General features: G+C 71.4%; 12 protein-coding genes. 7 read left to right on the top strand and 5 right to left on the bottom strand.

The genetic code is table 11. The features are described from left to right. Positions 1 to 88 precede the first annotated feature (88 nt). The gene (locus ACFFGH_RS29645) at positions 89 to 1,387 is read left to right on the top strand and encodes a thymidine phosphorylase (protein ID WP_386675643.1); all 1,299 of its coding nucleotides are present in this window, start codon (positions 89 to 91) and stop codon (positions 1,385 to 1,387) included. 76 nt (positions 1,388 to 1,463) lie between these two features. Here ACFFGH_RS29645 and uriH read toward each other — a convergent pair whose 3' ends face one another. Further along, on the bottom strand, positions 1,464 to 2,408 hold the full coding sequence (gene uriH / locus ACFFGH_RS29650; protein ID WP_386675645.1) for a uridine-preferring nucleoside hydrolase UriH: 945 nt from the start codon (positions 2,406 to 2,408) through the stop codon (positions 1,464 to 1,466). Between the two features lie 47 nt (positions 2,409 to 2,455). Between uriH and ACFFGH_RS29655 the strand changes: the two genes are divergently transcribed. The 5 genes from ACFFGH_RS29655 (at position 2,456) to ACFFGH_RS29675 (ending at position 6,302) form a co-directional block, all read left to right on the top strand. After that, positions 2,456 to 3,640 (top strand): adenosylhomocysteinase, encoded by a 1,185-nt coding sequence (locus ACFFGH_RS29655; protein WP_386675647.1) that lies wholly within the window; start codon positions 2,456 to 2,458, stop codon positions 3,638 to 3,640. A 7-nt stretch (positions 3,641 to 3,647) separates the two neighbouring features. Further along, complete coding sequence (locus tag ACFFGH_RS29660) at positions 3,648 to 4,394, top strand: IclR family transcriptional regulator (RefSeq protein WP_386675649.1); 747 nt, start codon at positions 3,648 to 3,650, stop codon at positions 4,392 to 4,394. 71 nt (positions 4,395 to 4,465) lie between these two features. After that, positions 4,466 to 5,587: an adenosine deaminase gene (locus ACFFGH_RS29665; RefSeq protein WP_386675651.1), complete on the top strand. Its 1,122-nt coding sequence runs from the start codon at positions 4,466 to 4,468 to the stop codon at positions 5,585 to 5,587. Continuing rightward, positions 5,587 to 6,033, top strand: coding sequence for a PTS sugar transporter subunit IIA (locus ACFFGH_RS29670; RefSeq protein WP_386675653.1), 447 nt, complete (start codon positions 5,587 to 5,589; stop codon positions 6,031 to 6,033). Before ACFFGH_RS29665 ends, ACFFGH_RS29670 begins: the two co-directional genes overlap by 1 nt. Continuing rightward, positions 6,030 to 6,302: a PTS sugar transporter subunit IIB gene (locus tag ACFFGH_RS29675; protein WP_386675654.1), complete on the top strand. Its 273-nt coding sequence runs from the start codon at positions 6,030 to 6,032 to the stop codon at positions 6,300 to 6,302. Before ACFFGH_RS29670 ends, ACFFGH_RS29675 begins: the two co-directional genes overlap by 4 nt. 15 nt (positions 6,303 to 6,317) lie before the next feature. Here ACFFGH_RS29675 and ACFFGH_RS29680 read toward each other — a convergent pair whose 3' ends face one another. Continuing rightward, complete coding sequence (locus ACFFGH_RS29680; RefSeq protein ID WP_386675656.1) at positions 6,318 to 8,087, bottom strand: phospho-sugar mutase; 1,770 nt, start codon at positions 8,085 to 8,087, stop codon at positions 6,318 to 6,320. Next, positions 8,084 to 8,908: a purine-nucleoside phosphorylase gene (locus ACFFGH_RS29685; RefSeq protein WP_386675658.1), complete on the bottom strand. Its 825-nt coding sequence runs from the start codon at positions 8,906 to 8,908 to the stop codon at positions 8,084 to 8,086. Before ACFFGH_RS29685 ends, ACFFGH_RS29680 begins: the two co-directional genes overlap by 4 nt. Before the next feature lie 62 nt (positions 8,909 to 8,970). On the opposite strand from ACFFGH_RS29685, the gene ACFFGH_RS29690 reads away from it, so the two are divergent. Then, positions 8,971 to 10,407: an NAD(P)H-quinone dehydrogenase gene (locus tag ACFFGH_RS29690; protein ID WP_386675660.1), complete on the top strand. Its 1,437-nt coding sequence runs from the start codon at positions 8,971 to 8,973 to the stop codon at positions 10,405 to 10,407. Positions 10,408 to 10,726: 319 nt separating this feature from the next. Here ACFFGH_RS29690 and ACFFGH_RS29695 read toward each other — a convergent pair whose 3' ends face one another. Both ACFFGH_RS29695 and ACFFGH_RS29700 read right to left on the bottom strand, forming a co-directional pair. Then, on the bottom strand, positions 10,727 to 12,478 hold the full coding sequence (locus ACFFGH_RS29695) for an acetyl/propionyl/methylcrotonyl-CoA carboxylase subunit alpha (protein ID WP_386675661.1): 1,752 nt from the start codon (positions 12,476 to 12,478) through the stop codon (positions 10,727 to 10,729). 113 nt (positions 12,479 to 12,591) lie between these two features. Beyond that, the gene (locus tag ACFFGH_RS29700; protein WP_386675663.1) at positions 12,592 to 13,236 is read right to left on the bottom strand and encodes a Maf family protein; all 645 of its coding nucleotides are present in this window, start codon (positions 13,234 to 13,236) and stop codon (positions 12,592 to 12,594) included. Between the last annotated feature and the right edge of the window lie 2 nt (positions 13,237 to 13,238).

The raw sequence follows: 13,238 nt of genomic DNA on the forward strand, positions 1-13,238 counted from the left end.
CCGGCGCCACGACGGGGAGGCGGGAGAAACGACTCCCGCCAGCTGGCCGTAACCCCCGCCACAAGCGGGCGACGGAAGGAAATCTCCCGTGAGCATCGAACCCTTCGACGTCGTCGACCTGATCCGCGTGAAGCGCGACCGCGGCGCGCTCACCACGCCCCAGATCGACTGGCTGGTCGACGCGTACACGCGGGGCTACGTCGCCGATGAGCAGATGTCGGCGATGGCGATGGCGATCTTCCTGAACGGCATGGGGCGGGACGAGATCCGCGACCTCACGCTCGCGATGATCGCGTCGGGGGAGCGGATGAGCTTCGACGCGCTTTCGAAGCCCACGGTCGACAAGCACTCCACCGGCGGGGTCGGCGACAAGATCACCCTGCCGCTCGCGCCGCTCGTCGCGTCGTTCGGCGTGGCGGTGCCGCAGCTGTCCGGCCGCGGCCTCGGCCACACCGGCGGCACCCTCGACAAGCTGGAGAGCATCCCGGGCTGGCGCGCCGGCCTCTCGAACGACGAGCTGCTGGCCCAGCTTGATGACGTCGGCGCGGTCATCTGCGCCGCAGGCGCGGGCCTCGCGCCTGCGGACAAGAAGCTCTACGCCCTCCGTGACATCACCGGCACCGTCGAATGCATCCCGCTCATCGCGTCGTCGATCATGAGCAAGAAGATCGCCGAGGGCACCGCGGCGCTGGTGCTCGACGTGAAGTTCGGCTCCGGCGCCTTCATGCAGGATCCGGCGCGGAGCCGCGAGCTGGCGGAGACGATGGTGCGGCTCGGCACGGACGCCGGCGTCGCCACCGTGGCGCTGCTCACCAACATGAACGTGCCGCTCGGCCTCGCCATCGGCAACGCGAACGAGGTGCGGGAGTCGGTCGAGGTGCTGGCGGGCGGTGGTCCGGCGGATGTCGTGGAGCTCACCGTGGCGCTCGCGCGGGAGATGCTCGCGCTCGCCGGGCAGCCCGACGCGGACGTCGAGCGACACCTCGCCGACGGGAAGGCGATGGACACCTGGCGGGCGATGATCGCGGCGCAGGACGGGGATCCGGATGCGCCGCTGCCTGCGCCGCGCGAGCAGCACGTCGTGACGGCGGACCGGGACGGCGTCGTCACCCGGATGGAGGCGCTGCCGTTCGGGATCGCCGCGTGGCGGCTCGGCGCCGGGCGTGCGCGCAAGGAGGACCCGGTGCTGCACGCGGCGGGGATCGACCTCGCCGTGAAGCCCGGCGACGAGGTGCGTGCGGGCGACCCGCTGTTCACGCTGAGCGCGGACGACGATGCGCGGTTCGCACGGGCACTGGAATCGCTCGAAGGCGCCTATACGATCGGTGCGGCCGGCGACGACGTGGAGACCGGCGGCCCGCTCATCGCCGACCGCATCACCGGCTGACGCCAAGACGGGCCACATCGGCCAGTACGGGCCGCCGCGGCGACCCGCATGCGCCGAAGCGGCCCCTGTTCGCGCGCTACGCGGGATCGCCGATGCGCTCCAGGGCGTCCACGACGAGGTCCCAGAATTTGACTGCGTCGAGGCCGAGAGCGACGCTCGTGGTGCACTCCGCCGGCGCCGGCGCGCGGAGGTCCGCCACCGTCATCCCGAGGGTGTGCGTGCCGGTGAGCTCCACGGTGAGCGGCGCCTTCCGCACCTCGAGCACCGTCGGGTCGATCACATAGGCGACGGCGCACGGATCGTGCACCGGCGGGAAGTCGAAACCCTGCGCGTCCTTGTAGGCGTGACCGAAGAAATCGAGCAGTTCGCCGACGAACCGTGCCGGCGCGGTGCCGACCGCCGCGATCCGCGCTGCGACCTCCGCGGTGGCAAGCGCCTGGTGCGTGGCATCCAGGCCCACCATGGTGAGCGGCCAGTGTTCCGAGAACACGATGTGGGCCGCCTCGGGATCGATGAGGATGTTGAACTCGGCTGTGGCGCTCCAGTTGCCCTCGTGCACGCCGCCGCCCATCAGCACCACCTGGCGCACCCGCTCCACGATCCGCGGCTCCAGCCGCGCCGCCAGCGCGATGTTCGTCAGCGCGCCGGTCGGCACCAGGGTGATCTCCCCGGGCTCGTGCGACATGACCGTGTCGATGATGAGCCGCACCGCGCCGCGCGGATCGAGTTCGAGCTCCGGCTCGGGCAGCACCGGTCCGTCGAGTCCCGACTCGCCGTGGATGTCTGGAGCCACCTCGACCTGCCGTACCAGCGGCCGGCCTGCCCCCTGCGCGAACGGAACGCCAGTGATGCCGAGGATGCGCGCCACCGCGAGGGCGTTCCGCGTCACCTTCTCGATCGTCTGGTTTCCGGCCACGGTCGTGACGGCCACCAGCTCGATGTCCGGGCTGCCGTGCGCCAGCAGCATCGCGACGGCGTCGTCGTGTCCGGGGTCGCAGTCCAGCAGGATCTTTCTCGGCATGATGTGAGCATATATGAAAGCCATGTTCATATGTGTAAGATTTCGGCATGCACACGACGAACGACCTGGCCGCCCGCGGCGCCGGCCGGGTGGAATGGATCCGCTCCCGGATGCCGCTGCTGGCCCGCGCCGGCACCGACTTCGCCGTCCACCGCCCGTTCGCCGGGCGCCGGATCGGCATGTCCCTCCACCTCGAGCCGAAGACGGCGGTGCTGCTCGAGGTTCTCGCGGCGGGCGGGGCGGAGATCGTCGCGACCGGCAATCACGGTTCGACCCAGGACGATGTCGTCGCCTTCCTCCGGGCGCAGGGGATGACGGTGTTCGGCAGCCGCGACGACTCTCTCGACCAGCACGAGCGGAACGTGCAATCGGTGCTCGACGCCGCGCCGGACATCCTGCTCGACAACGGCGGGGACCTGGCGGCCGGACTGATCGCCGCGGGCAGGGCGGACAGCGTGATCGGGGGCACCGAGGAGACAACATCGGGCGGCGACCGCCTGCGCGCCGAGCTCGCGGGGCGTGTGCCGTTCCCGGTGATCGTGATCAACGACAGCCCGTTGAAGGCCATCGGCGAGAACAAGCACGCCGTCGGCCAGTCGGTGGTCGAGAGCTTCCAGCGCATCACCAACCTCCGCATCCCGGGTCGCCGATTCGTGGTCGTCGGGTACGGGTGGTGCGGCCGCGGCATCGCGCAGTACCTCCGCGCCCTCGGCGGCAAGGTGGCCGTCGTCGAGGTCGACGAGCTGAAGGCGTTCGAAGCCGCGATGGACGGCTACCGGGTCGCCGGGCTTCTCGAGCTCGCCGAATGGGGCGAGGTCTTTCTCACCGCGACCGGCCGCCCTGGCATTCTCACGGACGAGTTCTTCGATGCGGTGGCAGATGGCGCCGTGCTCGCCAACAGCGGCCATTTCCCGTGGGAGATCGACGTTCCGGCACTGCGCGACGCGGCGACCGGCTCCGCCGTGCTCGATGATGGCATCGAGCGGATCGACCTGCCGGGCGGCCGGCACGTCATCCTCCTGGCCGACGGTCGGATGGTGAACCTCGCCGGTCGGGAGCCGAAGGGCAACTCGCTGGAGTCCATGGACCTCGGCTTCCTGCTCCAGTCGCTCTCGCTCGAGCGGATCGCCCTCGCGGCCGACACGCTTGCACCCGGCGCCCAGCCGGTGCCGGAGGATCTCGACCGCGAGATCGCCCGCCGCATGGTGCGGGCCATGGCGGCGGAGCGCTGAGCCGGCCGTGACCGCCGATCCGGGGACGCAGACGGCAGCCGATGCGGCAACGCAGCCGGAGTACTCGGTGCCGGCCCTCGAGAAGGCGCTCGACATCCTGGAGCTGCTGGCGGACGACGCCGGCGGGCTGTCGCAGACCGCGATCGCGGAGGCGACCGGCCGCAGGGTCGGTCAGATCTTCCGCGTGCTGACGAGCCTCGATCGGCGCGGCTACCTGATGCGGGATCGGCAGTCCGGGCTGTACGGGCTCTCGACGATGCTGTTCGACCTCGCGCACCGGCATCCGCCGCTGCGTGGGCTGATCACCGCGGCGACCGTGCCGATGCGGGAGCTCGCCGACGAGATCCGCCAGTCCTGCAACCTCAGCGTGCTGGATGCCGGGCGGGTCCGCGTCCTCGCGCAGGTGGAGAGCCCCGCCGACTTCGGGTTCCGGGTGCGGGTCGGTGCCCTGTTCCCGGTCGGCGGCACCGCGACCGGCAGCGTCCTGGTCGCCGGTGCGGCCGAGGATGTGCGCCGGACCCTCGCGGGCGAGTGCGACCAGGAGGAGCTCGCGCACGCGACGCGGCACGGCCACGTCCGCCGGCACGATGCGCTGCAGCCCGGCATCACCGACCTCGTCGTGCCGGTGACCGGAGCCGCCGGAACGACGGTGGCCGCGCTGACCGTGCCGTACATCGCCACGACGTTCAGCGGCAGCAGGGAAGACGACGTGCTCGCGGCGGCGCGGCGGGCGGCTGAGCGCATCCTCCCGTGATCGATGTGCTCCGTTCCGGCGCCGTGCCGATCGGAAGCCTCCCCGCAGGATCGCTCCGGTAGATTGAGCGCATGACCGTGCCGTCGCAGGAATACGTCCACGCTCCGACCGGGGTGAACCTGCAAGGCATACCGAAGATCTCCCTCCACGACCACCTCGACGGGGGACTGCGGCCGCAGACGATCCTCGAGCTCGCGGACGATATCGACCTGGACCTCCCGGCGGACGACGCCGAGTCGTTGCGCGAGTGGTTCGCCGTGCAGTCCGATTCCGGCTCGCTGGTCGAATACCTGAAGACGTTCGACATCACGACGGCGGTGATGCAGTCGAGCGACGCGCTCGTGCGGGTCGCCCGGGAGTTCGTGCAGGACCTCGCCGCCGACGGGGTCGTCTACGGCGAGATCCGCTGGGCGCCGGAGCAGCACCTGAGGGGCGGGCTGACCCTCGACGAGGCCGTCGAGGCCGTGCAGGAGGGCATCGAGACGGGTGTCTCGGACGCCCGCGCGAACGGGCACCGCATCCGCGCCGGACAGCTGGTCACGGCGATGCGCCACGCCGACCGGGGGCTCGAGATCGCGGAGCTCGCGACGCGGCACCGCTACGCCGGTGTGGTCGGGTTCGACTTCGCCGGTGCCGAGGCCGGGTTCCCGCCGAGCCGCGCCCGGACCGCGTTCGACTACCTGGCGAGCGAGTTCTTCCCCGTCACGGTGCACGCGGGGGAGGCGGACGGCCTCGAGAGCATCCGCAGCGCGCTCCTCGACGGTCGCGCCCTGCGCCTCGGGCACGGGGTCCGGATCGCGGAGGACGTGAAGGTCGAGAGCGAGGACGACGATGGCACCTACGTGACGGTGGGCCCCATCGCGCAGTGGGTGAAGGACCGCGAGATCGCGCTGGAGCTCAGCCCCTCCTCGAACCTGCAGACCGGCGCGATCGCCGCCTGGGGCGAGGACCTCATCGACCACCCGTTCGACCTGCTGTACCAGCTCGGGTTCCGGGTCACGGTGAACACCGACAACCGGCTGATGAGCAACACCAGCCTCAGTCGCGAGCTGGCGCTGCTGGCCGAGACCTTCGACTACGACCTGTCGGATCTCGAGGTGTTCCAGCTGAACGCGGCATCCGCTGCCTTCCTGCCGCTCGAGGACCGGGAGGAGCTCGCCGACCTCATCACGGAGGGCTTCGAGCGCGTCTGATGCCACTGCCACCGCTTCCCGACTCCGCGATCCAGCTGGGCGCCTCCGCGTCCGACTGGCGCTCCGCCGTGCGCCTCGCCGGCGCGCGCCTGTCCGACTCCGGCGCGGCCCGTCCGGGGTACGCCGACGAGATGATCCGGATGATCGAGGACCACGGGCCGTACGTGGTCATCGCGCCGGGCCTCGCGCTCGCGCACGCCCGGCCGGGACCGGAGGTGGTCGCGGACGGGCTCAGCGTCGTCACGCTCGAGACGCCCGTCGACTTCGGGCACCCGCACAACGACCCGGTGAGCGTCATCCTCGGGCTCGCCGTGACGGATGCCCGCTCACACCTCGGTTCCGTTGCCGAACTCGCAAATGTGTTCAACGACTCGACCGCCATTCAGGACCTCGCGGCCGCGGAGACGACGGAGGACGTGCACCGGATCCTGGGGGGCGGCTCGTGAAGATCGTCACCATCTGCGGAGCCGGGATCGGCTCGAGCGCGATCCTCAAGGTGAACGCGGAGCGCGTGCTCGCCCGCCTCGGCATCGAGGCGAACGTCGTCGCGGCAGACCTCGCGAGCCTCGCCACCGTCGCCGCCGACGCCCAGGTGATCCTGACGAGCCCCGAGTTCGTGGAGGCGATCGGCAAGACCTTCGCCGACGTGGTGGTGGTCGAGAACTACTTCGACACGACGGAGCTCACCGAGAAGCTGCAGCGCTCCCTCGGCTGAGCCTGCGCTCGGCGCTCACGCGAGCAGCTCGCGCACCCCGCGCTCCAGTGCGTCGACCGTGGCGGCCGCGGCGCTCATCCGCTCCTCGGCCGTGCCGTCGGTGCTCGCCGCGTCGATGTACGCCTTGAGCTTCGGCTCGGTGCCGCTCGGTCGGAGGATGACCCGGGAGCCGCCGTCGAGCCAGAACCGCAGGAGGTCGCTGGCGGGGAAGTGGTCGAAGCCGTCGGTGAAGTCGTCGACCCGCACCACCGGCACACCACCGATGGCATCCGGAACGGCGGACCGCAGCTTCGTCATCAGCCGGGGGATCTCGGCGAGATCCGACACGCGCAGCGACACCTGGCTCGACGCGTACGCGCCGAACCGCTCCGCAGCCTCGCGGAGGCGGTCGTCGACGGATCGGCCCGCTGCCTTGAGCTCAGCCGCCAGCGCGAGGAGATCGACGGCGGCCGAGATGCCGTCCTTGTCGCGCACCTTCTCCGGGTCGACCAGGTAGCCGAGGGCCTCCTCGAATCCGAAGCGCAGCGACGGAGCTCGCGAGATCCACTTGAACCCGGTGAGCGTCTCGGCGAATCCCAGCCCGTGGGCCTCCGCGATGCGGCCGAGCACCGGAGAGCTGACCAGCGAGCAGGCGAGCGTGCCGGCACCGTCCGGACCGGCGGCGGTGGCTCGCTCGGCCGCGCGCCAGCCGAGCAGCAGCCCCACCTCGTTGCCGCTCAGCCGGCGCCAGCGGCCGGCCACATCCGGCACGGCCACCGCGAGCCGGTCGGCGTCGGGGTCGTTGGCGAGGATCAGCTCGGCGCCCGCCTCGGCGGCGGTTGCGAACGAGAGGTCGAGCGCGCCCGGCTCCTCCGGATTCGGGAACGAGACGGTCGGGAACGCGGCGTCCGGCTCGATCTGCTGCGCCACGACGATCGGCTCTCCGAACCCGGCTGCCGTGAACACGCGACGCGCGGTCTGCCATCCGACGCCGTGCAGAGCGGTGTAGACGACGGTCAGCGGCACCGTCGGGGCGGGGGAGAGTGCCGCGGTCCGGCGGATGTACTCGTCCACGACCTCATCCCCTGCCACCTCGTACCCATCGGAGCGGGGAAGGTCGCGGGTGTCGCCGCCGGCGACGCGGAGGATCTCGGACTGGATCTCCGCATCCGTCGGCGAGACGATCTGCGCGCCATCGTCGACGCCGCCCAGGTAGACCTTGTATCCGTTGTCGCGGGGCGGGTTGTGGCTGGCGGTGACCATCACGCCGGCGCTCGCACCGAGGTGACGCACGCCGAAGGCCAGCACCGGGGTGGGCAGCGCCCGGGGGAGCAGCACGGCGCGGACGCCCGCCCCGGCCATCAGCTCCGCCGTGTCGCGGGCGAAGACGTCGGAGTTGGTGCGGGCGTCGTAGCCGATCAGGATGCTCGGCTCCGCCTCGCGGGAGGTCAGGAACGCCGCGAGGCCCGCGGCGGCCTGCGCGACGAGCACCCGGTTCATCCGGTTCGGTCCGGCGCCGAGCTCTCCGCGGAGCCCGGCGGTGCCGAAGGTCAGCCGGGATCCGAACCGGGCGGCGAGCTCGCTGACCGCGTCGGGGTCGCCGGCAGCGACCTCCGCGAGCAGCACGCTCAGCTCGGCGCGGGTGGCGTCGTCCGGATCCTGCTCCAGCCAGGCCCTCGCGTCGGCCAGCAGGCTGTCGGCGGGGGAGACGGTGTCGGCCGCCGCGACACGCTCGGCGGCTGCCTCGGAGCGGGGGCCGTCGCCGGTTCCCGCCCCCGCATCGTCGCGGCCGTCACGAAGGCTCACAGCTCGGCCACGATCCTGGCGAGCAGCTCGGAGATGCGCTGCTCGGCGTCGCGTCCGGCCTGCAGCACCTCCTCGTGGCTGAGCGCATCACCGCTGATCCCCGCGGCGGCGTTCGTGATGAGCGACATCCCGAACACCTCCATGCCCGCCTGCCTGGCCGCGATCGCCTCGAGCGCCGTCGACATGCCGACGATGTCGCCGCCGATGCGCTTGGCCATCTGCACCTCCGCCGGCGTCTCGTAGTGCGGGCCGCGGAACTGCACGTACACGCCCTCGTCGAGGGATGGGTCCACCTGGCGCGCGACGGTGCGCAGCCGCAGCGAGTAGAGATCCGTGAGGTCGATGAACGTCGCGCCCTCCAGCGGAGAGGAGGCGGTGAGGTTGATGTGGTCGGAGATGAGCACCGGGGTGCCCGGCGCCCACTCGGGACGGACGCCGCCCGCGCCGTTCGTGAGGATCATCGTGGTCGCGCCGGTCGCGGCGGCCGTGCGAACCGAGTGGACGACGCGGCGAACGCCGTGCCCCTCGTAGAAGTGGGTGCGTGCGCCGATGACGAGCGCCCGCTTCCCGCTCGGCAGGAGCACGCTGCGCAGCGTGCCGACGTGGCCGGCGAGCGCCGGCTTCGAGAAGCCGACGATCTCGCTGGCAGGGATGGTGGCGGTGGTCTCGCCGACGAGGTCCGCCGCCTTCGCCCAGCCGCTGCCGAGCGTCAGGGCGAGATCGTGCCGCTCCACCCCGGTCCGGTCCGCCAGCTGCGCGGCCGCCTGGGCCGCGAGCTCGAAGGGATCGGCCGCTGGATCGTCGAGAGGGTTCTGCTGCATCCGACCACTCTATTTCCCGCGCCGTTTTGCCGACGAGTGGAAGAACCCGAGACAATTGCACAATGGCTGACATCTTCGAGCGCAAACAGCGGATCGCAGTGCTCGGAGGCGGACCCGGAGGATACGAGGCCGCCCTCGCGGGCGCCCAGCTCGGGGCAGAGGTCACGATCGTCGAGCGGGCGGGCGTCGGTGGCTCGGCGGTGCTCACCGACGTCGTGCCGTCGAAGACCCTCATCTCGACCGCGGAGGCGGCGAACGCCATCGGCGAGGCGGCGGATTTGGGCGTGCAGTTCTCCATCCGCGGTGAGAGCGGACGGGCGGTCCGTCCCGACGTCACGGTGAACCTCGCCGCCGTCAACGCCAGGCTGCTCGGGCTCGCACGCCAGCAGTCCGAGGACATGAAGGCCAACCTGATCAAGGCCGGCGTGCGGCTGATCACGGGCGACGGCCGACTCGACGGGCCGCAGAAGATCGTCGTGTCCGCGGGCAAGGGCAAGGCCGCGAAGGACTTCGACGAGGTCGAGGCCGACACCATCGTCGTGGCGGTCGGCTCCAGCCCCCGCGTCCTGCCGACCGCGCAGCCGGACGGCGAGCGGATCCTCACCTGGAAGCAGCTCTACCAGCTCGACACGACGCCCGAGCGCCTCATCGTGGTCGGATCCGGTGTCACCGGAGCGGAGTTCGCTTCGGCGTACCACGCGCTCGGCTCCGAGGTCACGCTCATCTCGAGCCGCGACCAGGTGCTGCCCGGCGAGGACGCCGACGCGGCGGCCGTCATCGAGGACGTGTTCCGCCGGCGCGGCATGCACGTGCTCGCGAAGAGCCGCGCGCAGTCCGTCGAGCGGACCGAGGACGGCGTGATCGCGACGCTGGCCGACGGTCGGACCGTCGAGGGCACCCACTGTCTGCTCGCGGTCGGCGCCATCCCGAACACGGCGGATCTCGGGCTCGAGGAGGCCGGCATCCAGCTCTCGGACGGCGGCTACATCCGCGTCAACCGGGTCTCCCGCACCTCGATGCCGTCGGTCTACGCGGTCGGCGACTGCTCCGGCGTGCTGCCGCTGGCATCCGTCGCCTCTATGCAGGGACGCACGGCGGTGTTCCACGCGATGGGCGACGCGGTGAACCCGATCGAGCTGCGGAACGTCACCTCGAACATCTTCACGCAGCCGGAGATCGCCACGGTGGGCTGGTCGCAGAAGCAGATCGAGGAGGGCATCGCCCAGGGCGAGATCTACAAGCTGCCGCTGTCGTCGAACCCGCGCGCCAAGATGATGGGCATCCGCGACGGCTTCGTGAAGCTCTTCGCCCGCACCGGATCGGGCACCGTGATCGGCGGCGTGGTGGTCGCACCGAAGGCGTCGGAGCTCATCCTCCCCATCGCCCTTGCCGTGGAGCACCGCCTCACCGTCGACGAGCTCGCCGGTGCGTTCAGCGTCTACCCCTCCCTCTCCGGCAGCGTCACCGACGCGGCGCGGGCGATGCACATCGTCCGCTGACCCTGTTCGCTGCGCCCCGACCGTGGTCGTGCATGCGCCCATGATCGCGCTTCCGTCGAATGCTCGCGCAATTCCCCGCGCATCGGACACAACCGCGATCATCGTGTGATCACGGCGGGCCAGGCGACCAGTCCTGCACGGCCGACGACCTGCGACGCATTCCCGCGGATCCTGGTCCGCGGGCCGGGTTCTGAGCTGCGGCGGCACACCATGCCCCATGCAGTCGACCATCGGCGACCCGTGGGTCGATGAATTCGTGCGGAGCGACACGGTCGCCGCCGGGCTCATCGGGCAGCTCGGACGCCTGGGGCCCGGGTTATCAGGCGATGTTCACGAGGACGTGGCCGGAGGAGACGGTGGCGCCGACGGGGGCGTTGAGGGAGGTGATGGTGCCGTCCTTGTGGGCGACGATCGGCTGCTCCATCTTCATCGCCTCGAGCACCAGCACGAGATCGCCCTTCACGACGGCGTCGCCCTCGCCGACGGCGACCTTCACGACCGTGGCCTGCATCGGGGCGGTCACGCTGTCGCCGGTGGCGGTGGCCACCGACGCATGGCCCCGGCGGCGCGGCGCGGTCGGCAGGCTTTGCTCCGCAGCCGCGCCGGGGAGCAGTCGGTCGGGCAGCGACACCTCGATGCGCTTGCCGGCCACCTCGACCACCACGTTGTGCCGGGTGTGGAGCGGGGCGGCGGGCTCGAGGGAGCCGCTCCACGGCTCGAGCGCGCCGGTGAACTCGGTCTCGATCCAGCGTGTGTGCACCGAGAACGGCTCGGACGTGAACGCGGGATCCCGAACCACCGCGCGGTGGAACGGGAGCACGGTGGGGAGCCCGGCGATCTCGAACTCGTCGAGCGCTCGTCGTGAGCGCTCGAGCGCATCCTGCCGGCTCGACCCCGTGACGATCAGCTTCGCCAGCAGCGAGTCGAAGGCGCCGCTGATGACGTCGCCGGTGGTGACGCCGGAGTCGACGCGGACACCGGGGCCACCCGGCACGCGGAAGACGTGCACCGGACCGGGCATCGGCATGAAGTTCAGCCCAGGGTCCTCGCCGTTGATGCGGAACTCGATCGAGTGCCCCTGCGGCTCCGGGTCGGCGTAGTCCAGCACGCCGCCCTCGGCGATGCGGAACTGCTCCCGCACCAGGTCGATGCCGGTGACCTCTTCCGACACCGGATGCTCCACCTGAAGGCGGGTGTTGACCTCGAGGAACGACACGGTGCCGTCGCGGCCGACGAGGAACTCGCAGGTGCCGGCGCCGACGTACCCCACCTCGCGGAGGATCGCCTTCGACGACTCGTACATCGCGGTCCGCTGTGCCTCGCTGAGGAACGGCGCCGGCGCCTCCTCGACGAGCTTCTGATGCCGGCGCTGCAGCGAGCAGTCGCGGGTGGAGACGACGACGACGTTGCCGTGCGCGTCGGCGAGGCACTGGGTCTCGACGTGGCGCGGCGTGTCCAGGTACTTCTCGACGAAGCATTCGCCCCGACCGAACGCGGCGATCGCCTCGCGGGTGGCGGAGTCGAACAGCTCCGCGACCTCGTCCCGGGTGCGCGCGACCTTGAGGCCGCGCCCTCCGCCGCCGAATGCCGCCTTGATCGCGACGGGCAGGCCGTGCTCCTCGACGAACTCGAGCACCTCCTCCGCGCCGGCCACCGGGTTCAGGGTGCCTGGCGCAAGCGGTGCGCCGACCTTCTCGGCAACGTGGCGTGCGGACACCTTGTCGCCGAGCCGCTCGATCGCCTCCGGGGAGGGACCGATCCAGGTGAGGCCGGCGGCGATCACAGCGCGCGCGAAGTCGGCGTTCTCGGCGAGGAAGCCGTAGCCGGGATGCACGGCGTCGGCTCCCGACCGCCGGGCGACCGAGAGGAGCTTCTCGATCACGAGATACGTCTCGGCGCTGGTGGCGCCTTCCAGCGCGTACGCCTCGTCGGCGAGCCGCACGTGGCGGGCGTCGCGATCCTGATCGGCGTAGACGGCGACGGAGGCGATGCCCGAATCCTTCGCCGCCCGGATGACGCGCACCGCGATTTCGCCGCGGTTGGCGATGAGGACCTTCTCGATGCCAGCCATAGGGTCTCAGCCTAGTGACGAGGCGGCGCTCCGATTTGGCCAGCGGGCACAAAATGGACCGGCGATCCGTGACGGAACACTACAACGACAGCCGGGATGGGTCGACCTCCGGCTCAGGGCACCCGGTTCCAGAGCGCCGGCCAGGCCACGCCGAAACGTCCGACGAGCTTGCGCAGCAGGGCGAGGGAGAGGCCCACCACCGCGTGCGGATCGCCGTCGACCGACTCGATGAACGGCGCGCCGAGGCTGTCGATGGTGAACGCCCCCGCGACGCGCAGCGGCTCACCGGTGGCGATGTACGCGTGGAGCTCGTCGTCGGTGATGTCATCGGCGAATCGCACCGTGGCGGTCGAGACGCCGCCGGTGGCGATCACGCCGCTCGCGGCCGGGCTCCCGCCGCGGTGATCGATGAGCCAGTGCCCGCTGTGCAGGAGGCCCTCACGGCCGCGCTGCAGGCGCCAGCGCTCCCATGCCACGTCGGCGGTGTGCGGCTTCCCGTACACCGCGCCGTCCAGCTCGAACGCCGAGTCGCCGCCGAGGATGAACCCGTCGATCGGGGCGCCGTCCACCGTGCGTCCGATCACCGCCTCTGCCTTCACGCGGGCCAGCAGCTGGACCATGTCCACGGCGTTCCGCGGCCGCTCCGCCTCGACGACGGCGTCCTCGTCGACACCCGGGCTGAGCAGCACCGGCTCGACCCCGGCGGCGCGCAGCGTGGCGAGCCGCGCGGGCGAGGTGGACGCGAGGTAGAGGCGCAACC

Source organism: Lysobacter korlensis (assembly GCF_042434515.1).

Excerpts from the sequence above, each read along its gene's own strand:
- ACFFGH_RS29695 (WP_386675661.1), bottom strand. The coding sequence starts at position 12,478 with ATGGCTGGCATCGAGAAGGTCCTCATCGCCAACCGCGGCGAAATCGCG.
- ACFFGH_RS29685 (WP_386675658.1), bottom strand. The coding sequence starts at position 8,908 with ATGCAGCAGAACCCTCTCGACGATCCAGCGGCCGATCCCTTCGAGCTC.
- ACFFGH_RS29655 (WP_386675647.1), top strand. The coding sequence starts at position 2,456 with ATGCACACGACGAACGACCTGGCCGCCCGCGGCGCCGGCCGGGTGGAA.
- uriH (WP_386675645.1), bottom strand. The coding sequence starts at position 2,408 with ATGCCGAGAAAGATCCTGCTGGACTGCGACCCCGGACACGACGACGCC.
- ACFFGH_RS29665 (WP_386675651.1), top strand. The coding sequence starts at position 4,466 with ATGACCGTGCCGTCGCAGGAATACGTCCACGCTCCGACCGGGGTGAAC.
- ACFFGH_RS29670 (WP_386675653.1), top strand. The coding sequence starts at position 5,587 with ATGCCACTGCCACCGCTTCCCGACTCCGCGATCCAGCTGGGCGCCTCC.
- ACFFGH_RS29690 (WP_386675660.1), top strand. The coding sequence starts at position 8,971 with ATGGCTGACATCTTCGAGCGCAAACAGCGGATCGCAGTGCTCGGAGGC.